Source organism: Paenibacillus sp. FSL K6-4396, from assembly GCF_038002525.1.
Taxonomy (GTDB): Bacteria; Bacillota; Bacilli; order Paenibacillales; family Paenibacillaceae; genus Paenibacillus; species Paenibacillus amylolyticus_B.
The window spans coordinates 5,813,828-5,834,488 of sequence record NZ_JBBOCR010000001.1; the positions used below are offsets into that span (position 1 = coordinate 5,813,828).

19 protein-coding genes are annotated in these 20,661 nt (G+C 47.5%); 6 read left to right on the forward strand and 13 right to left on the reverse strand.

What is annotated here, in order from left to right; all coding sequences use genetic code 11:
* Nucleotides 1-174: 174 nt before the first annotated feature.
* The gene (gene pdxR, locus MHB85_RS25460) at nucleotides 175-1,632 is read right to left on the reverse strand and encodes a MocR-like pyridoxine biosynthesis transcription factor PdxR (RefSeq protein ID WP_341074277.1); all 1,458 of its coding nucleotides are present in this window, start codon (nucleotides 1,630-1,632) and stop codon (nucleotides 175-177) included.
* A 157-nt stretch (nucleotides 1,633-1,789) separates the two neighbouring features.
* Between pdxR and MHB85_RS25465 the strand changes: the two genes are divergently transcribed.
* The 3 genes from MHB85_RS25465 to MHB85_RS25475 all read left to right on the forward strand — a co-directional run bounded on the left by MHB85_RS25465 (nucleotide 1,790) and on the right by MHB85_RS25475 (nucleotide 4,316).
* Entirely contained in the window at nucleotides 1,790-2,407 is a 618-nt protein-coding gene (locus MHB85_RS25465) for a pyridoxamine 5'-phosphate oxidase family protein (RefSeq protein WP_341073905.1), read from the forward strand.
* A gap of 178 nt (nucleotides 2,408-2,585) precedes the next feature.
* Complete coding sequence (locus tag MHB85_RS25470) at nucleotides 2,586-3,884, forward strand: aminotransferase class I/II-fold pyridoxal phosphate-dependent enzyme (protein ID WP_091020859.1); 1,299 nt, start codon at nucleotides 2,586-2,588, stop codon at nucleotides 3,882-3,884.
* Between the two features lie 306 nt (nucleotides 3,885-4,190).
* On the forward strand, nucleotides 4,191-4,316 hold the full coding sequence (locus tag MHB85_RS25475; protein WP_206759599.1) for a YjcZ family sporulation protein: 126 nt from the start codon (nucleotides 4,191-4,193) through the stop codon (nucleotides 4,314-4,316).
* Nucleotides 4,317-4,489: 173 nt separating this feature from the next.
* Here MHB85_RS25475 and MHB85_RS25480 read toward each other — a convergent pair whose 3' ends face one another.
* The 5 genes from MHB85_RS25480 to MHB85_RS25500 all read right to left on the reverse strand — a co-directional run bounded on the left by MHB85_RS25480 (nucleotide 4,490) and on the right by MHB85_RS25500 (nucleotide 9,549).
* The gene (locus MHB85_RS25480; RefSeq protein WP_341073906.1) at nucleotides 4,490-5,707 is read right to left on the reverse strand and encodes an ABC transporter permease; all 1,218 of its coding nucleotides are present in this window, start codon (nucleotides 5,705-5,707) and stop codon (nucleotides 4,490-4,492) included.
* Nucleotides 5,708-5,709: 2 nt separating this feature from the next.
* Entirely contained in the window at nucleotides 5,710-6,462 is a 753-nt protein-coding gene (locus MHB85_RS25485) for an ABC transporter ATP-binding protein (RefSeq protein WP_091020857.1), read from the reverse strand.
* Between the two features lie 27 nt (nucleotides 6,463-6,489).
* Nucleotides 6,490-7,863: a DEAD/DEAH box helicase gene (locus MHB85_RS25490; protein ID WP_047841268.1), complete on the reverse strand. Its 1,374-nt coding sequence runs from the start codon at nucleotides 7,861-7,863 to the stop codon at nucleotides 6,490-6,492.
* A 396-nt stretch (nucleotides 7,864-8,259) separates the two neighbouring features.
* Nucleotides 8,260-9,033: an SDR family NAD(P)-dependent oxidoreductase gene (locus MHB85_RS25495; protein ID WP_192135928.1), complete on the reverse strand. Its 774-nt coding sequence runs from the start codon at nucleotides 9,031-9,033 to the stop codon at nucleotides 8,260-8,262.
* Nucleotides 9,034-9,090: 57 nt separating this feature from the next.
* Nucleotides 9,091-9,549 carry a chemotaxis protein CheX gene (locus tag MHB85_RS25500; protein WP_036605799.1) on the reverse strand — a complete coding sequence of 153 codons (459 nt, stop codon included), beginning with the start codon at nucleotides 9,547-9,549 and terminating at the stop codon, nucleotides 9,091-9,093.
* A gap of 456 nt (nucleotides 9,550-10,005) precedes the next feature.
* On the opposite strand from MHB85_RS25500, the gene MHB85_RS25505 reads away from it, so the two are divergent.
* Together MHB85_RS25505 and MHB85_RS25510 are read left to right on the forward strand one after the other, a co-directional pair.
* Nucleotides 10,006-10,908, forward strand: a complete 903-nt coding sequence (locus MHB85_RS25505; RefSeq protein WP_036605798.1) for a LysR family transcriptional regulator — start codon at nucleotides 10,006-10,008, stop codon at nucleotides 10,906-10,908.
* Between the two features lie 30 nt (nucleotides 10,909-10,938).
* Nucleotides 10,939-11,748, forward strand: coding sequence for a histidinol-phosphatase (locus MHB85_RS25510; protein ID WP_091020855.1), 810 nt, complete (start codon nucleotides 10,939-10,941; stop codon nucleotides 11,746-11,748).
* A gap of 468 nt (nucleotides 11,749-12,216) precedes the next feature.
* Here MHB85_RS25510 and MHB85_RS25515 read toward each other — a convergent pair whose 3' ends face one another.
* The 6 genes from MHB85_RS25515 to MHB85_RS25540 form a co-directional block, all read right to left on the reverse strand.
* Nucleotides 12,217-12,849 (reverse strand): GNAT family N-acetyltransferase, encoded by a 633-nt coding sequence (locus MHB85_RS25515; RefSeq protein ID WP_091020854.1) that lies wholly within the window; start codon nucleotides 12,847-12,849, stop codon nucleotides 12,217-12,219.
* A 168-nt stretch (nucleotides 12,850-13,017) separates the two neighbouring features.
* Nucleotides 13,018-13,749 carry a metallophosphoesterase family protein gene (locus MHB85_RS25520; RefSeq protein ID WP_192135926.1) on the reverse strand — a complete coding sequence of 244 codons (732 nt, stop codon included), beginning with the start codon at nucleotides 13,747-13,749 and terminating at the stop codon, nucleotides 13,018-13,020.
* Between the two features lie 57 nt (nucleotides 13,750-13,806).
* Nucleotides 13,807-14,781, reverse strand: coding sequence for a metallophosphoesterase (locus MHB85_RS25525; protein ID WP_105601261.1), 975 nt, complete (start codon nucleotides 14,779-14,781; stop codon nucleotides 13,807-13,809).
* A gap of 175 nt (nucleotides 14,782-14,956) precedes the next feature.
* Nucleotides 14,957-15,721, reverse strand: coding sequence for a succinate dehydrogenase iron-sulfur subunit (gene sdhB / locus MHB85_RS25530; RefSeq protein WP_036605794.1), 765 nt, complete (start codon nucleotides 15,719-15,721; stop codon nucleotides 14,957-14,959).
* 532 nt (nucleotides 15,722-16,253) lie between these two features.
* On the reverse strand, nucleotides 16,254-17,996 hold the full coding sequence (gene sdhA, locus MHB85_RS25535) for a succinate dehydrogenase flavoprotein subunit (RefSeq protein WP_036673387.1): 1,743 nt from the start codon (nucleotides 17,994-17,996) through the stop codon (nucleotides 16,254-16,256).
* 43 nt (nucleotides 17,997-18,039) lie between these two features.
* Entirely contained in the window at nucleotides 18,040-18,708 is a 669-nt protein-coding gene (locus MHB85_RS25540) for a succinate dehydrogenase cytochrome b558 subunit (protein WP_091020850.1), read from the reverse strand.
* 295 nt (nucleotides 18,709-19,003) lie between these two features.
* Between MHB85_RS25540 and MHB85_RS25545 the strand changes: the two genes are divergently transcribed.
* Entirely contained in the window at nucleotides 19,004-19,933 is a 930-nt protein-coding gene (locus tag MHB85_RS25545) for a LysR family transcriptional regulator (RefSeq protein WP_091020849.1), read from the forward strand.
* A gap of 54 nt (nucleotides 19,934-19,987) precedes the next feature.
* Here MHB85_RS25545 and MHB85_RS25550 read toward each other — a convergent pair whose 3' ends face one another.
* Nucleotides 19,988-20,659 (reverse strand): potassium channel family protein, encoded by a 672-nt coding sequence (locus tag MHB85_RS25550; protein ID WP_091020848.1) that lies wholly within the window; start codon nucleotides 20,657-20,659, stop codon nucleotides 19,988-19,990.
* Between the last annotated feature and the right edge of the window lie 2 nt (nucleotides 20,660-20,661).

Sequence of the window (20,661 nt, forward strand, 5' to 3'; positions counted from 1 at the left end):
CCACTCCCCCTTGATAGTTAATCTCTCTGCATATGGCATCATTCTGATCTGAATCTCACTTCTTCAGTCAAGGCCATATGTATTTCAGTATCTTGCATGATTCAATACAACTTGCTCATATATGATCTCTGCTCCTACAGGAGCGAAATGTCTTATCCCATTATACAGCGGAATTCACCGAAACGAAAATGTGCACTTCTCCCAGGCTAGCCGCATTCGCCGGATTCCCTCTGTCATCTCTTCTTTCTCCAGATGTGCAAAAGCAAAGCAGGCCGCCGGATGACCTGAAGTCAACCGATATCGCTCTGCATCACGGAACAATATGCCATCCTCCTCAGCAAGCTTTTTAAATCGCTGATAACTGTCCACATCGCCATTCCAGGTGGCGTAAATATGCAGTCCAGCATCACCAAGCTGCATCTTGAATGCTTCCGGCAACTGTAGTTCCATCTCTCGCACAAAAAAATCATGCCGTTCCCCGTATAACCGGGTTAACCGTCGTAAGTGCCTCAGGTAACCTCCTCGGGTCATAAACTTCGCCAGTGCGCGCTGCTCCAGCAGTGCAGGAGGTACCGGTTCATACAACGCCTTGGCGGCAAGGAGAGGTTCTACCAGACCAGGTGGCAGTACGGCATAGCCAAGTCGGAACGAAACAACCATCGTTTGTGAGAATGAACCAACGTAGATGACGCGCTGTTCACGATCAAGCACTTTGAGGGGTTCAATTGGTCTTCCGCCCCATCGGAATTCACTGTCATAATCATCTTCAATAATGACCGCATTACGCTTTGAGGCCCACGCAAGCAAGGCACGTCTTCTGTCCAACCCCAGCACGGCCCCTGTTGGAAACTGCCGGGTAGGGGTGACAAATAACGTCTGTGCCTCCCAAGGCTGAGGAATAATGCCTGCAGCATCCACCTCTGCCGGGATGATATGCCCACCACAGGACTTGACGGCATGGGCGATACCCGGATACCCCGGATTCTCTAATACAACTGCTGTATTCTCCGTTATCAGCAATTGAGATAGCAGGGTGATGCCTTGCATTGAACCACTGAACAATACAATCTGAGAGGGTTCAGCCTGGATACCACGTGTCCATCTGAGATGGGAGGCGATGGCCTCACGCAGCTCCGGATCACCGGCTACACCGCTCGATTCTCGCCAACCACTGCGATGAACCGCAGCGAGTGCACTCTTCCACTCCCCTAACGGGAAATGTTCTGCAGGCATGCGCTGCATTTGAAAATTAATGACGGACGGCTTCGTTGAATACATCTGAGTCCGCAGGACTTCATGTTGCGTATTCAACCGCTGTACTCGTTCGCCCCAGGCAGACAACTTGAGAACGGCTTCCTGTTTTTCATTTTCCTGAGTGGATAATGTTTCGGTTACAAATGTACCTCTTCCCCGATGTGCATGGACATAACCATCCGCAAGCAGCATGTCGTATACCTGAGCTACCGAACCACGTGACATCTCATATTGCCTTGCCAACTCACGGGTGGAAGGAAGCCGCGTGCCTCCTACCAATGTGCCTGCATGAATGGCATCACGTAACGCATGGTACAGTGCCTCATACTTGTATCGATGCTGAAGTTCATAGGTATCCATGGGCAGCCACAATTCCATCATGCACCTCTCTTCATTTTTCTTCATTATGTGATCCCCGACGAATTGGCCTACTAAAGTGAATGTAAATTGGATCTATTTCATTGTCAATGTATGAACTATTGTTATCCATAAGATATGGCGTTCTATTATACATTTCAATGATGGGGGAATACACATGAGACGGAAAGAATTCACAGTAGATGAAGAACAGGAGATTACCGCATTTCTGGATCAGTGCTCCTTCGGGTTTCTGGGAACGGTCAGTCCGGACGGACAACCACGGGTTACACCGCTGAATTTTGTATATATGGACGGTTGCTTTTATTTTCACGGCAGTCTGGCTGGTGAGAAGATGAAACAGATCAAACAGGATTCGTCGGTCAGTTTCACAGTAGCTGAAGAGTTCTCCCTAATTCCATCCTACTTCAGTGATCCTGAGCTTGCTTGTCCGGCGACTTCTTTCTTCAAAAGTGTCATGGCCTTCGGTGAGGCTGAACCGGTTAAAGATCTGGACATCAAAGGTAAGGTACTGCAACGATTTATGGAGAAACTCCAGCCGCAAGGCGGATATGTACCCATTGACGCTACTGACTCGCGTTACACAGGAAACCTCAAAGCTGTAGCCGTAGTCCGAATTATTCCTGAACGGATCAGTGCCAAATTTAAATTCGGACAAAACCTCTCCAGTGAACGATTTGATCATATCAGTGGTCAGTTGGAACAGCGCAATGAGGGAAGGGATACCGAAACTGTTGAAATGATGCGGAAATATTGTCCATTTCATCAGCAATAAATTTCATTTTATAAGTATTCCTCCAAGGTTGAATTCAACGATAACCTACCCGAAAACCCTCTGCAACAACGCGGTAAAGCGATATAACTGTCATATTGCGTAATTTCCGTGACGGGGGCATGTCAAGGTGATATAATGTTAGGCAGTTGAATCACAAAGACTTGGAAGGATGAAAAGAATGAATCCACTGGCTGAACAGTTGAACGAAAGTATTCAGACAGGCAGCAGTCACGTCTACTCCATGCTGTCACAGCTTGGCAAAGAAATTTATTTTCCTAAAGAGGGGATCTTGAGTCAATCTGCTGAAGCAGCAAGCTTGGCCAAGACCCATAATGCCACGATTGGTATCGCCCTGGAGGGTGGTGTGCCGATGCATCTTCAGGTTATTCAGGAGAAGCTGTCTGCATTCCAGCCAAAGGATCTGTATCCTTACGCTCCACCTGCAGGCAAACCTGAATTGCGGACCGTCTGGAGAGACAAGATGCTGAAGGAAACGCCTTCTCTGGAAGGCAAAACGTTTGGCAATCCGATTGTAACCAATGCTTTAACCCATGGACTAAGTATCGTAGCCGACCTGTTCGCCGATGAAGGGGACGCTGTCATATATCCGGATAAAAACTGGGAAAATTACGAGCTGACCTTCGGAATTCGTCGTCATGGCCAGTTAGTTCATTATCCCCTGTTCGATGATCAGTTGAACTTCAACAGTGATGGTCTGCTTCAGGCTTTGCTTGATCAAAAGGACAAAGGTAAAGCGATCGTTCTGCTCAACTTCCCGAATAACCCTACAGGTTATACGCCTGGAGCGGAAGAAGCAGATGCCATTGTAAACACGATTCTTCAGGCAGCTGAAGCCGGCGTTAACGTGGTTGCTGTAACAGATGATGCGTACTTTGGACTGTTCTTCGAAGATTCCATTCATGAATCCCTGTTTGGCAAACTTGCCAACATTCATCCACGTGTGTTGACTGTAAAAGTGGATGGTGCAACCAAGGAAGAATTCGTATGGGGCTTCCGCGTTGGATTCATTACGTATGCCCATGAAGATGCAGCCGTTCTGCATGCATTGGAACAAAAAACACTCGGTATTATCCGAGCAACGATCTCCAGTGGCCCGCATCCTTCCCAGACTTTTGTATTGGATGCGCTCAAAGCACCGGAGTTTGAAGCACAGAAACAGGAGAAGTTCGAGATTATGAAAGGCCGCGCCAATAAGGTAAAAGCCATTCTCGATAGTGGCAAGTATGGAGATGCATGGGATTATTATCCGTTCAACTCCGGTTACTTCATGTGTCTGAAGCTGAAAGAAGTTGGCGCTGAAGAACTTCGAAGCCACTTACTTCACAAATACGGTGTGGGTACAATCGCCCTGGGTGAATCGGATCTTCGAATCGCCTTCTCCTGTATTGAAGAATCCGGATTGGAAGATCTGTATGAAACCATCTATCGTGGAGTTCAGGATCTGCGGACGACTTAGTAGTTAAAACAGACAGTAACGAATTAACGCAATCTCAATAGCTCAGGGGAAAGAGGATCATGTCTGAACCCTGAATGATATAAGAACCCTCTGTATGCGGGGACGACGTTACATGTCTCCGAATATACAGCGGGTTCTTTTGGTGTTTTACAACTCACCAGATATCACTTACCACACCGGGACAGCTGCCCAAAAACTCGAATTTCCAACTTTTCCGGGCATCGGCCCAATCAGCCTAACCCCAAGGCACATAATATACGATGTACGCAAGGGCGTGCCAAACAACCACTTGAAAGGGGAATGACCATGTCTGGAGTTGAAGATACAAGAGGCGGTTATGGATGCGGCGGTTACGGAGGATTTACTAACACAGGTGCCATTCTCGTTCTGTTCATCTTGCTCGTAATTATCACTAAATCGTTCCTCTGTTAGTACCAATACACACTTGCGCGAGAACCAAGTGATCTGATTGCATGATTCCATTACAGCACAAAGAAGGGTATACCGGGATACAGCCCGGCATACCCTTCTTTTGTTATCTTTTGTACCTCTCACTGATGAACCCAATGTAATAATCCAAGTTGGTCAGGTGTCCGATCGATTGTTTACTCGTCCTCTTCTTCCTTCAACCACTTGTTACCTTGCGAACGCCGCATGATCACAATCACCAGTATACCCAAAATAAGGGCTATTCCGGTGACACTCAGTCCGGTTGCTCCGGCAGCCAGCATAGGCAACCACATGAGTAACGCAACCAGTGCATGTAGATGGAATATGAATCCCAACACCTGAGAACGACGACTTTCTCCCGAGATCGGATAGATCATAATCCAGAACGATTCACTATGACTGCGACGCAGCGCCCCTAACTGAACACCTGCAAGCAACAGGAAGAACAGATACACCCCGACACCAAAGTAGCTGCCTGCTGTCCACCAGGATAGTAACATACCCAGTACAACCAGACGTAATACAATGGAGAACACTTCGGTTCGAATAAACGTTTTGGTAATCAGATATCGGTAAGCTTTCCCTGCATTCCAGGGAAGACCGCTCCCCAATTTGCTAAGCCAGCGACGCGAACTTACTTTCTGTCCGGATGAAGGCACATCCACGAACCAGCCGAGCGTCCGCATAACCCTGCCAGCCTGCCCCTGCTCCACCTGAATCAGACGTTCCCACGCCACCCGATGTTTTACCGGGATACGCAAGGCAACGATATAAACGACAGCCAGTAACAGCAGGAACCATACGCTGCGCTGAGGTGGTTGCCATAACCATGCGCCAACCGCCAGAACTGCCGAAGCCCAACGCAAGAGACGGTATCCTCTTGCCGCGCCAACCTGAACCATTCTTAGCTCTTGCCATGCTCCATAACTGGACAGCCCTTTCCACAGCAGCAGGAATACGATGAACCAGCCAAATGGCCGTGCATCCAAATCTGCTCTGACATAGAGAGGCCACAGTGTAACAAATACAAGCAGTAGGCCCATACTTTTATAGATGATGCCCCTGGCAAAGCTGTTCTTCAAATATTCCTGCATCCGGTATTCCTGTGGCCGCAGGAATACAATATCTGCCGGAAGCAGATATGTACGATAACTGCTAAACAGCACCAGTGGCGCGAGCAGTAACAATGCAATCCAGCGAATCGGGAATTCTGCGGGAATGTTCTGAACAAACGATGTATACCAGGCGGAGAACGCAATGACGAGAAATAAAAAGACCATAGCTACACCGCTCTGGATGACATATCCCAGATAAGGAAGAATTCCGTTCCAGAATCCTGTGCGTCTTTGCTTCCATAGCAGCTTGAGATCCATGCTCAATCCCTTCCTTGTACGAGGGAATAGAACATGTGCTCCAGCGTGGCATCCGATTCCCCGAATTGGGAACGCAGTTCATTCAGCGTCCCTTGAGCAATAACCTGTCCACGATGCAGTACAATAAACCGGTCACAGTAATTTTCAATCGTGGACAGAATGTGTGAACTGAGCAGGATGGATGATCCCGAAGCTTTCATCTCCAGCATAAAATCAAGCAAGGAGCGAATACCCAGCGGGTCCAGCCCCAGAAAAGGCTCATCAATAATGTACAGTGGCGGTCCTGCCACAAAAGCACACATAATCATGACCTTTTGCCGCATGCCCTTGGACAGATGAGTCGACAGACTTGTACTTTTTTCATTCATACGGAATAATTGCAGTAATTTCTCCGTACGTTGTTTGAAGTCAGCCTCCGACACATTGTACGCTCTTGCCGTAAACTCCAGGTGCTCCATTACCGTCATCTCATCATACAGTTCGGGTGATTCCGGTACGAATGCCATGGCCGATTGGTAGATCTGCGCATCCTCATCCCGTTTCTTGCCCATCACTCGTACTTCACCCTGTTGAGGTGTCATCAAGCCGAGGATATGTTTCATGGTTGTACTTTTGCCAGCACCGTTTAAGCCGATTAGTCCAACCATCTCTCCACGTCCGACTTCCAGATCGATGCCGTGAAGGACCGGCCGTTTGGCACTATAACCTCCGCTTAGCCCGCTGATTTGCAGAACAGGCGATTGAACATTTTCCATCTATCCCTGCACCCCTTTCGTCAGATTCTATTCTTCGGAGCGTGGCGTTTTGTCTTTACTCCACTTGGGTGCTCCCTTGTTTTTACGATCCTGATCGCGCTCCGTGCGTCCTGTATTGCCAGTAGGTTTGCTACCTGCTGGGCGTGAATTGGAGATTGTAGCTCGGGTTCCCCCATTACGATTACCCTGACCTGGTTTGCGATCTCTGGATTGCCCTGGTTTTCTGGAGAAGGAATGTCCCTCAGGCCGCGTGTCCGGACGCGGATCAGCCTCCAATACTTTACCGCCAAAGAGTACACGTTCTGACAGTTCGATTCCGAGTTCGCGTGCGAATTTACGCATAATAAAGATCTGTGTTTCATCCACAATGGATAGCACAATACCCGAACGTCCCATTCGGCCTGTACGACCTGCACGGTGAACATAGTGCTCCGAGTCAAAGGCAGGGTCATAGTTAATGACCATTGGCAATCCTTCGATATCCAGTCCTCTGGCAGCTACTTCGCTGGCGATCAGCAACTGAAGTTTGCCATTACGGAAGGCAGACAATACGTTACTGCGGGTCACTTTGTCAGCATCCCCATACAGCGCAGCAGCAGACAAACCCAGATGATTCATTTTTGCTTCAACTTCACCAATATCTTCGGTTGCATTCACAAATACGATTGCCCGATCCGGATTGTACTGTCTAACCAGACGACGCAGCATGTCAATCTTGTTACGGTTTTCTTCTACAAAATAATAATGCTCAAGGCCCGCAGCCGTAGCGCGATCCGGTTCAATTCCGATCTGAACAGGCTCTTTCATCTCACGCTTCGCGAGTCCAGCCGTATGCTCATCAATCGTTGCGGACAGGAAGATCAGCTGACGGTCCCGCAATGCGCTCTTGAGTACAAAGTTCACGTCACTTACACCGCCAAGTTGGAACACTTGGTCCGCTTCATCGATAACAATCGTAGAGACGTTGTGCATTTTCAGTTTTTTGAGTGTAATCAATTCCTTCAGTCGTCCTGGTGTACCCACAACCAATTGTGGATGCTCACGCAGCTTCTCGATCTGACGTTTAGCCGCTGCGCCACCAATCAGACCCAATACGCCAATCTTACGTTCTTCCGCATAACGCTGCGCTTCACGTACAATTTGCATCGCCAGCTCTTGTGTAGGTGCAATAATGAGTTTCTGCGTGCCTTTGATATCCATTTTGATGGATTGTAACAGTGGCAGCAAGTATGCCAGCGTTTTCCCTGTTCCCGTCTGGGATTTGGATACGACATCCCGGCCTTCCAAAATAACCGGTATGGTCTGAGCCTGTACAGGCGAAGGTTCGTTAATGCCATGTTTCGCCAGAACGGCCTCCAGATCCTGTTCCACGCCAATTGAAGCAAATGTTTGATTCGTCATGTATGTCCATCCTTTTAATTTATTCATTTTGATGTTATATAAGTTCAACTAATGATTATTTACACTGACACTTCGAGGACAGAACAACCTTCCGATCACTGTTATCCCCAGATTTTTTTGATTCCTTTTTTTCTAAAGGAAAAAATCCGGAGATAAAGGTGCACGCTTCGCTTCTTCAGGTTATTTCAGTCCTCTCCGTTATTGTGTAAAAGTTTAGTGGAACGTATAAATTGCTTGTATAGAACCGAAGCCTGTCATCACATTACCTTTCATTATATGCGAAAAAAGCCCGTGCACCAAATCTTATTCCAGAATTGTATGTATACACGCCAAAAAAAAGAAAAGCCCCTCGGCGGAGCCTTTCTTTCATTCCGTATATGATGCCTCGTATCACATTTACTTCTGATTCATTACACCGTGCGACAATCGATCTGCAAGACGAGGAAATAGCTGGTACAGCCATATGCCAGCAGAAGCAAGTCTTGGCAGATTCACTTCTTCCTTGCGCTTTTTCATTGCCCGAATCATATGACCCGCAACATCTTCCGGTTTCAACATCATCCAACGTACATTATTCACATAATTGCCAGATGGGTCAGCCCGATGGAAAAATGGTGTATCAATCGGACCTGGATTAATCGTTGTCACCATGACGCCAGTCTTGCGAAGCTCTTGACGCAGCGCATTACTAAATCCAAGTACAGCATGTTTCGTAGCTGTATAGGAAGCGGATTTGGCTGTACCAATTTTGCCAGCCATGGAGGCCACGTTCACAATCTGACCTTTGCCACGTTCCAGCATTTGTGGAAGCACTGCTTTGGTGCAGCGGACAATGCCCATGTAATTAACGTCCATCATCTCATCGAATTCCTGTACAGACATCTCTGTCATCGCTGCGAATTTCCCGTAACCTGCGTTATTCAGCAAAATGTCGATTCGTCCGTATTTATGCAATATCGCATCCACAGCTGCCTGAACCTGCTCACTATCCGTAACATCAAGTGTGAGTAATTCATGCTGCCCTTTCAGCGAGGCACCAATCTCTTCCAGCTTGTCCCGTGAACGGGCAGCCAGAATCGGGATGGCTCCTTCTTCTATCAGCATCTGCGCACACAGCGCACCGATACCACTCGATGCACCTGTAATAAACACTACCTGATCTTTCAGCATACCCGATGTCCTCCCGTATTGAAACACATATTGCCTCTTGAGGCATATGGCTCTATTCTACGAGATCATGACCTGAATATCCATCTCACCAATGCCATCCATCAGCAAAGGAATACTCAGTGCTTTCGTTGCACTAAATGTAGTCAGATGTTCGGACTTCATCACTTGTGGAGGTGTAATATCAACCACAACACCTTGGTTCGACAGGATGGTGCTGGCATTACCACTGATCATATTACCCAGTTCCGAAATAGCACTTTTACTCATTTCATCCATTTCTGTAATGACAAAACCGCCCATCATCGCAGATACAATTTTCAATGCAACTTGTTCATTGATTCCAAATACAATGTTTCCGCTAAGTTGCCCGGTCATTCCGATCACGATCCAGACATGGTCTGCAATGTACTCTACATTTTTCACGCCAAGACTCCCGGTGGAAGGCGAAACCTGGATGAGCTGTTCGAATACGTTCCGTGCCGATTCCAGGAAAGGATTAATCACTTCCGCTTTCACTGTCTATGTCCCCCTCGCACTGGGTTATTGGTCACACACCAAAAGTCCCATATTCATTAAATTTATTATACTTTATCACGTACAAGAATTCATTAAGAATTCGTTAAACCATGTGTACTATAATTTATCGTCATCCGTGGGGCAAATGTTTATAGCTGATTCTAGCGAATAAACAGCGCTTTTCACTTCTTTTGAAGAAAGATTTTCGTTCATTGTGCGTGGCAAAAGGCATTTAGGACTTTATTACTGCTTCTCACAACTGTTAAAAAAATCAAATTCTTGTATTCGCGTTTTTTTCACAGTCTCTTGAACTACTTTTGATCCTGATAATTACCTTCATTGCTCTGCTGTCCTGAATCACCTATAATTTAAGATAACGGAACAATAACCAGTTACGGGATTACATCACACCAAACACTACATAATCAAGATACTTTGCCTGCAAGGAGGTCACCTATGAACATAAGCCAACTGGAGACACTAATTACCATTTCCAAAACGATGAGCTTCCGCAAAGCGGGAGAACTTCTGAACCTGACCCAACCTGCCGTCTCGGCCCAGATCAAAAGTCTGGAGGACGAATTCAGCACCGTTCTTGTGGATCGTAACCAACCCGTTACCCTGACAGACCGTGGACAGGTATTTCTGGAGCACGCTGAACGGATGCTCGACATCGTCGATGAGTTGAAACAAAAATTGTCCGATCTCGATGAAACGCCCCAAGGACGTATCGTGTTAGGCACAACAACTTCCATTGCTATTCAGATCTTGCCAAGGGTGTTATCCTATTTCCAAGATCAATTCCCGCTGATCAAAACCAGTATCCAATCCCTTCCTTCATCACAGATCTATACCCAGGTCGAAAATGGTCTGGTTGATATTGGTATCGGTTATCTCACGGAGCGTAATCCCAACCTGAATACATCTGTGCTGTACTATGACACATTTGAACTCGTGGTATCTCCTTCCCACCCACTGGCGAAGAAAAAACATGCTGCAGTAGATGTGCTCCGGAGTACACCATTGATTCTGCTGTCCCCTGATACAGTAGGACGAAGGTTTACGGAAACCATTTTCAAGAAACATAATATTGAACCTAATATTGTAATGGAGTTATCGAGCAGCGAAGAAGTGAAACGGATGGTCGAGATTGATCTCGGGGCAGCTGTCATCTCCAAACAATCTGTTGCGCATGAGTTGCGTCAAGGTACATTGCGAATGATACCCTTAAGTGAGCTGGAGGTCAGTCACCCTGTAGGTGTCATCTATAAGTCCAGTCGTTACCTTAACTCAGCGATGCAGCAATTTATAAGTGACCTCAAAGGCATGCCGGAAACCCAATTCATCAGTTCAGAATGACAATGAGCCATGAGAAAGGAAGGATTCCATATGAAATTTGATCTTCATACACATCATTTTCGTTGTGGTCACGCAGACGGCAACATCCGCGATTATATAGAGGCAGGTATTAAGGCAGGACTTCAGGCCATCGGTATCTCGGATCATACGCCATACTTTGGCAGTGAGCTTGAGCAAGCATTTCCCCGGATCGCAATGGGTAAGTCTGAATTGCAGCATTATGTGGAAGAAGTCCTTGCTTTGAAAGAAGAGTACGCGGGTAAAATCGATGTACTGCTCGGCATTGAATCCGATTATTTCCCTGCTTATGCAGAATTGTACCGTACCACACTGGGACAGTATCCTTTTGACTATATTATTGGTTCAGTTCATCATACTGAGGATGTAAGTATCTTCAACAAAACCCGATGGAACGGACTGAGCAATGCTCGCAAAGTTGAAGTGAAAGAAAGCTATTATTCACTAATCCGGGAATCGGCTCGCAGCGGTATGTTCCAGATCCTTGGACACATTGATGCGATGAAAGGAAACTATCCACCTTTCTCCGAAATTATCGCTGATCAGGCCATTGATGAAACGTTGCAGGTCATTGCAGAATCCAACGTAGCGATCGAAATTAACACATCTGGCAAAACCAAACTCAGCGGTGGCTGGTATCCTTCGGATGCCATTCTGGAACGCGCCCATCATTATGGAGTGAAGGTGACATTTGGATCGGACGCTCATAAACCACAGCGCGTTGCAGACGAGCTGGATGACGTTCGTACACGTCTCAAGGAGATCGGATTCACCGACTGGGTATACTTCAAGCAGAAACAGATGCAGGTTGTACCACTGTAAAATAGAGCAAACACAAAGGCCCCCACAGCGCGCTTGTAAACGCCGTGGGGCCTTTTATTGCCCTATATTAGGAAATATAATTAAATTTCACACGATAACGGAGGGGACAGAAATAACGTGAAGAAACGAAGTGTTCGCCTAAAAGCTTTCTGAAAGAAATCTGCATCGGAAGCATACGCTATCCCCGGATTTTCCCTTTTCAAAAAGGGAATCAAAAAATCTGGGGATAACAGCGATCGGAAGGTTATTCTGTCATCGGAGTGGCCAGTGTAAATACTCCACAGTTAACATATCGGCAAAAAAAATGAACCCGCTCGCGCGGGTCCCAACAGCATTATCTATTATCAAAAAGGGGGTCATGAGATAAGTTTACCCCCTGTCTGTTAGAGTTCAATTGCAGCTATATTTCAATTGTGTAACAAATGATTGAAGTTCGATTCATTTACGTTTGACTACTCTTACTCTATGTCATTGCGGCTTGTCAGATACCAGGGTTTGCAGGTCTTTTTCCTGAAGCGGTCTGACGTATTGTTCCCGGTACATACTGTACACTTTAACATCCATCAGGGATTCTGATCCCTCGTCATCCTCATCATGCAGTCCGAACGAGGGAAGACTCCGCTCATAGGACATCCCTATTTTGTTTAGCACCCGTTGTGAAGAAACATTGGCCTCATAACAACGTGCTTCCACCCTCCCCAGATGAAGATCGTCAAATCCAAACTGCAGCAGCCTCTGTACCGCCTCGGTAGCCACACCCCTGCCCCAACAGGACCTGTTCAGGATATAACCGATCTGTGCGGTACCATTCTGATCATTCCAGTGTTGGAATGAGGTGATCCCAATCACCTGTTCCTTGCCTCTCCAGCAGATCCCATAATGTAACGAATCCAGCTTGGTGCTGCTGCTCCGTATCTGGTTCAATAACCGTCTCGCCCTGATTGGCGTGGGCTGGCTTCCCCTATTCACATATCTTATGACTTGAGGATCGGAAAATAGTTCCGATAATGTGCTGTAATCACTTTGACGTAATGATCGCAGGACAAGACGCTCTGTCCATAAAGCCGGCAGACCTTGAACCAGCATTTTTCGGGTAAGCATGACAATCGCTCCTTTTGCCTAAACGGGCTCTAGTCCGGTAAGACAAGCATGCTCTGATGATGATCCGGCGTAATACCATTTGAACTGATCCACGAACTTTAGTATTCGCATTTTAGTATTAATATATTGCAACATTCAATTCCTCACGCTAAAAGGTCCAGATGCTGACTACTCCTGCAGCCCGCGATAGATACCCGTACGAATCTCACGAATATAGAAATCCAATGCAGGAACATTCGCCGACTGTGCAACCTGTACTTCTCGCTCAATATCATAAGGCACCCGCACAAATTGAACATTGAATGAGGTATTGTTATCGTTGCTGTCTTCACCCTCCAGAATGCAGTAGGAAGCTTGGGGAAGATCGAGTGGATTACCAACACTGCCTGCATTAAACAGTAACTTGCCGTTCATATACTGCAAGTATGCGTTATGCACATCCCCATAACCTACAACATCTGCAATACCTTGCTCAGGCTCATCAACCGGAGGATCAAACATTGCCAACCTCTTTTCCATCGCGTCCCACGGCTGTACACGATGGTACACACTTTGAGGTGAAGCATGGACCAGACGGATGGTGCGACCGCTCAGTTGAAATTGATGACTGAAGGGTAGGCCTGCCAAGTACGCCAATCGTTCCTCACCCAACCGTTCTGCTTGCCACGTAAAGTTCTCGTTGTCTTGGTTAACCGCAACCAGTTCATCCCAATTGCCACGGATGACAAGTTCGCACGTTGCTCTCACCTGATCCACAACCTGTACCGGTTCTGGCCCCTTGCCCACGAGGTCACCAAGACAAAAGATTCGCTCCACGCCACGACTTTGGATATCTTTTAACACTGCTTCCCAAGCAGTCATGTTGCCATGAATGTCGGATACAATCGCAATTCTTTCCATCTGGATAACCTCCATTCATGTTGAATCCTTTATGTTGTATATTCATCTTATATTCTTTTATGTGGTTGATCCTTTAAGCTCAAAAACCGTTAATTCCGGCCTGCACAGAAAACGAATCGGCAGTTGAGTCATGCCAAAACCACGATTCACATACACAGGCATCTGTGTCTGGGTGCTGTAATATACCCCCTGGACATCCGTGTAATACAATCCTTGAACATACTTGTGTGAACCTCGCGGAGTTGTCAGTGCCCCGATCCAGGGAAAACGTACCTGTCCACCATGGCTATGACCGGAAAGTTGTAATCCGAAACCATAGGGAGTGGCAATATCGGCGTAATCCGGTTCATGCATAAGTAACAATTTCCACACATCATGATCCAATCCCTTGATAGCTTGGGCAGGATCAGGCCTGCCTGTAAGTGCGTCATCCAGGCCAGCTATGGCCAGACGTTCGCCTCCTTGTTCAATCACCACATGTTCGTTCCGTAACAAAGTGAATCCGGCTTCACGGAACATGGTTGTCACTTCATTCTGCTGCCCGCCCCGATAATCATGATTCCCCAAAACTGCAAATTTGCCATACTTCGCTTGCATGGAGGCGAGTACCGGAATACATTCACGCATCGGCTCTGCTTCCCTCTCGACGATGTCTCCGGTAAAACAAATCAAGTCCGGTTGCTGCTCCTCAATCGTTGCTGCCAGCTTCTTCAGCTCTTTCACCCCGGTATGAAAACCAAGATGGGCATCGCTGAACTGAACTATACGCAAACCGTCAAATGCCTTTGGAAACTTCGGAAGTTTCAGCTCCACTTGCTTGATCTCCAGACGACGCGGTTCCCATAGCCAGGCATAACCTCCTGTAAGCAAACTGGCACCCGCTGTCATCAAAACCATGCGCAATAAGAAACTTCGGCGAGAGGGATCATGATCCTTTTCTTCTCCAGGAAACACAGACTCTTCTGTCCCTGGTGCTTTGTACGAGCGCTGGGACGGCGAGTTGTTACTGCCCTGACGCGGTGTCTCTGCCATATCTCCCCCTCCTTCTACGCTCTTAATCCATCCCCTTAGTATATCATATTCTGCATGTGTAGCCCGGTTCCTCTGCTTCATTACAAAAAGAAGCCGGGATCTCCGGCATGTTGCTGCACGGGATCACGACTTCTTCTAAGGTGCAGATTACACTTCTGCACATGTTATGGCGAGATTATACACCCAACCAGCGTTTGAACATATGCTTGGTCGTTTGTTTGTTCATTTCGGCAATGGAGGTTGTCAGCGGAATGCCTTTTGGACAGGATTGCACACAGTTCTGTGAGTTACCACAGCCCTCGATGCCTCCGTCTTCCATCAACGCTTCCAGACGATCGTCGGCGTTCATCTCCCCTGTTGGGTGAGCGTTGAACAGACGCACTTGGGACAGTGCTGCTGGACCGATAAAGTCTGTTTTCTCATTGACGTTCGGGCATGCTTCCAGACATACACCACATGTCATGCATTTGGACAGCTCATATGCCCACTGACGCTTCTTCTCAGGCATTCGTGGACCTGGACCAAGGTCATAGGTACCATCGATCGGAATCCATGCTTTTACGCGTTTCAGGGCGCTAAACATCCGGCTACGATCGATGACCAAGTCACGAACCACTGGGAATGTCTTCATCGGTTCGATACGAACAGGCTGTTCGAGCTTGTCGATCAGGGCTGCACATGCTTGACGTGGCTTGCCGTTGATGACCATGGAGCAGGCACCGCAGACTTCTTCGAGACAGTTGGAATCCCAGCACACGGGTGCAATGGATTTGCCATCTGTATTGACGGGGTTTCGCTGAATCTCCATCAGGGCGCTGATCACATTCATGTTGGGACGGTACGGAAGCTCAAATTCTTCGTTGTACGAAGATGACTCCGGGCTGTCCTGACGGGTGATGATAAACTTGACGGTTTTGTTGGCTGTAGCTTGTTCCGCCATATCGTAGTCCCCTCCTCTGGTGACGATGATTGTATTGCTGATGCGCAAAATGTTTTGGTGCACGGGAGACGCTTCGTCAGCGGAATGCCCCTCTGATCGCTGTTATCCCCGGATTTTTTTGATCAACCCTTCCCAGGGTTAAAATCCGGTGATAAAGGCGAGCGCTTCTTCTGGGCATTTCCGCTTCCTCCGCTACGTCGTGCACTGGGGTCACTTTGCTGGAAACTGCACTCCATTCATGCTGGATGGGCAGTATTAAAGTGCTGAAGCATCGCTAGGCGCTTGCTTCTTCTGGGCATTGCTGTTTCCTCCGCTACGTCGTGCATGCAGGGTCACTTTGCTGGAAAACTGCACTCCATTCATGCTGGATGGGCAGTATTGAAGTTCTGAAACATCGCTAAGGCGGTTTGCTTCTTCTGGGTATTTCCCTCACGTTGATGGCAGTAACTTTGAAGAAGCTTTGCTTCTTCAAAGTTCTCCTGCCTCTCGTTCAGGTGTTTAACTATTCATTACATGAATAGTGTGGTACTTCTTAATCCTTGGAGTAATCCCGGATACGTGGTGGGATCAAGGATACGTCTACTGGCTCGTACGAGATTTTCGGGCCTTCCTTCGACCAGCTTGCGATAGTCGTTTTCAGGAACTCTTCGTCATTACGTTCCGTGAATTCCGGTTTGTAATGCGCGCCGCGGCTTTCGTTACGCAGCAGTGCGCCTAGTGTCATCGCTTCTGCCAGTTCAATCATGTTCCACAGTTGGCGAGTGAATGCTGCGCTCGGGTTATTCCAACCGGAGCTGTCATACATGTTGATTTTGCCATAACGCTCTTTCAATTCCTTGATCTTGCCAATCGTGGCTTCAAGCTTGTCGTTGTAGCGCACAACCGTCATGTTGGCTGTCATCCACTCGCCAAGCTCTTTATGAATAACATAGGCATTTTCCGTGCCCTGCATTTTCAAGATGCCTTCATATTTGTCGCTTTGTTGTTTGGTGTGTTTCTCAAATACGGAAGATGGGATATCAGCGGACGATTTTTTAAGTCCTTTGATATATTCAGCCGCTTTTGGTCCAGCCACCATACCACCATAGATCGCAGATACCAATGAGTTTGCACCCAGACGGTTCGCACCATGGTATTGATATTCACATTCACCAGCTGCGAACAGCCCCGGAATGTTAGTCATTTGGTTATAATCTACCCACATGCCGCCCATAGAATAATGGACTGCCGGGAAGATTTTCATTGGGATTTTACGCGGGTCATCGCCCATGAACTTCTCATAGATCTCAATGATTCCGCCGAGTTTAACATCCAGTTCCTTTGGATCTTTATGAGACAGGTCGAGATAAACCATGTTCTCACCGTTCACACCCAGACCCATATCTACGCAGACGCTGAAGATTTCACGAGTCGCGATATCACGTGGAACCAGGTTACCGTAGGATGGATATTTTTCTTCAAGGAAGTACCAAGGTTTTCCATCTTTGTACGTCCAGATCCGTCCACCTTCACCACGCGCGGATTCAGACATGAGACGTAACTTGTCATCCCCTGGAATGGCTGTCGGGTGAATCTGAATGAACTCCCCGTTGGCGTAATTTACACCTTGCTGATACACCGCACTTGCCGCTGTACCTGTGTTAATTACAGAGTTGGTCGTTTTACCGAAGATGATCCCCGGACCACCACTCGCCAGAATAACCGCTTCTGCCGGGAAGGTCTGTACCTTCATCGTTTTCAGATCCTGAGCCACGATCCCGCGACATACACCTTCATCATCCAAAACCGCCTGCAGGAACTCCCAGTTCTCATATTTCGTAACCAGACCAGCTGCTTCCCAGCGACGTACCTGCTCGTCTAATGCATAGAGCAATTGTTGTCCTGTTGTCGCTCCGGCAAACGCTGTACGGTGATGCTTCGTTCCTCCAAAACGACGGAAATCAAGCAAACCTTCCGGTGTCCGGTTGAACATTACGCCCATACGGTCCATCAAGTGAATGATGCCAGGTGCTGCTTCGCACATCGCTTTAACAGGAGGTTGGTTCGCAAGGAAGTCACCGCCGTATACCGTATCGTCAAAGTGTACCCATGGGGAGTCACCCTCACCCTTGGTATTTACCGCTCCGTTAATGCCGCCTTGTGCGCATACAGAGTGGGATCGTTTAACAGGAACCAGTGAAAATAAATGAACATGGACTCCGGCTTCAGCCGATTTGATCGCCGCCATCAATCCCGCGAGACCGCCGCCCACAATAATTACATTCGTTGATGCCATTGCTGTTCACTCCCTTATAAGTCAGCATTTATACGCTAAATGCTTAAATTAGAACTGTTTTTACTGCGTCAATCATCGAAGTAGCTGTCTGGAAATCAATGCTCCGGAAAGCAAATAGTGAAGCAATAAACATGATGGAAACAATAGCGAACAAGCTCATACATACGTAAGAGGATACACGTTGCGCACGCGGACCAACCGTAATTCCCCAGCTAACGAGGAACGACCATAGACCATTGGCAAAGTGATATGACGCCGCAACCACACTGATCATATATATCGCAAAGGTTATCGGATTCGTCACCGCATCATGTATGACGCCGCCAATCTCTTCATGGGATACATTCCCCAGCGCAATCTGTACTCGCGTCTCCCATACGTGCCAGATGACGAATACAAACGTAATAATACCGCTTACCCTCTGTAACGTGTAGCGCCAGTTGCGCTCATTGCCAAAACGGCCCACGTTAGGCTTGGCCTGATAGGCAATATAAAGACCGTATACACCGTGATAGAACAACGGCAGCCAGATAAGTAACGCCTCGATCACAATAACAAGAGGCAAACCGTTCAGAAATGCAACAGCACCGTAAAAAGCTTCTTTGCCGCCTTCAACTGCTGTGAAGTTTGTCACCAAATGCTCAGCAAAGAACAGACTGAGCGGAATGACGCCAAGCAAGGAGTGCAGCTTTCTGGAGTAAAACCCTTTCATAAAATGTCGATCCCCTTTCGCTAAATACAACGTTTTCATAAATGATTTCACTTATCATGACACGAATCCTTTTCCATGAAAAGGTTCGACAAATTGTTCCGTTTTCCCTAGGTGTGAACAACTTGTGTCACGAACCATGTTACTCCTTTTTTTCTTATAAGGGAATTGCAATATAATTATTAAATGTTATAACCTATAGGTATAAGCAGTGAAACATTGGGTTTACAGGCTATACAACATGGAAAACGATTAAGCAAGGGCAAGAATCACATTCATGGAAAAGAGGTTATTGTTCATGTTTGAGGAGTTAAATGCATTTGCGGCGGTCGTGGAGCAATCCAGCCTAAACCGCGCATCCAAGTTACTGAACTTGTCCCAACCCGCACTCTCACGCAAAATTGCCAAATTGGAGGATGAACTCGGGGTTGCCCTGTTCCACCGCCGTGGCAAACGGCTGGAGTTAACCAGTGTGGGCCAGTTCACCTATACCTACGCTGTAGAACAGAAGCAGCAGCAACAGAAGTTCCTCACCATGCTGGCCCAGTATAAAGACGAAGAACAGAGCACCATTACACTCGGAGCCAGTCTGACGACGCTTCAAACTACGTTACCACCTCTCGTCAATGCCTTTATGGAGAAACATCCAAATGCCGAACTGAAACTGTTGACGGGAAAAACACATGAAATTGTGTCGTTTGTGCGTGACAAAAAAGCCGATGTGGGCATTGTCGCCTCCTCCATCAGCGAAGTGGGGCTTAACTGTGTGCCGCTCTTTGACGATCACCTGGAACTGGTTGTGCCGCTTACACACCCCTTGTCCGGTAAGGAAGCCGGGATGGAGCATTTGCAGGATCTGCCGATGATCACGTTCTCCAAAGGCACCTGGTACCGCAAATTAACGGACGATCTTTTCCAGCGCTGTGCCGTGATGCCGGATATTCGTATGGAGATTGATTCCTTCGAAGCGATCATACGACTTCTGCCTTCCGCCAAAGCTGCTGCTCTATTGCCCAAGTCATATCTTCGTCCACAATTACTCGCGGACAATGATCTTGTTTCTGTTCATTTGCCTCAATTACAGCAGACCCGCAGAACAACCTGTATGATCTATGGAGAAAAAGAGGACCTCAGCGAGACTTCCAGACAATGGGTCAAGGAGACGGCTGCACTCTTTACAGCAAAGGCGCCATTACCCTCAAGGAGGACTACGACGCCTTTGCCTTGATCTGAATCAGCCAGGTACTAACGCCTGGCTTCCATATTTAACTCATCTTAATTATCAGCTCTCTTGGCTGATAACCTCTTCTTCAAATCGGTCGATATCTGCATTATTACCAATAATGACCATGATATCCCCCATTTGAAGCGAATCCAGTGCCGTCGGAGCAATGATGACCCCGGCTTCTTTCTGTAACGCTACAATGCTGCAACCAAAACGTACACGTGCATTCAGGGTCGAAAGGGTCTTGTTGTGCAGACAGGCGGGAACCTTCATCTCGACAATACTGTAATCATTGGATAATTCAATATAATCCAGCAAATTCGGGGTAACCAGCTGATGGGCAACCCGAATGCCCATATCCCGCTCAGGATAAACGACACGATCAATCCCCAGTTTATCCAATGCTCGTCCGTGAAGGACGGATATGGCCTTGGCCACGACCGTCTTGACGCCCAGCTCTTTTAACAGAATCGCGGTGAGAATGCTCGTCTGAATATCATCTCCGATGGCTACGATACCACAATCAAAATTGCGAATACCCAGAGAGCGCAACACTTCCTCATCTGTGGCATCGGCTACAACGGCATGGGTGACCAATTCACTCATGTCTTCGACGACTTCTTCATTTTTATCGATTCCGAGCACCTCGTAGCCGAGTTCCATTAATTCCTGTGCCAGACTGGAGCCAAACCGCCCAAGCCCAATCACCGCAAACTGCTGTGTTTTCATTG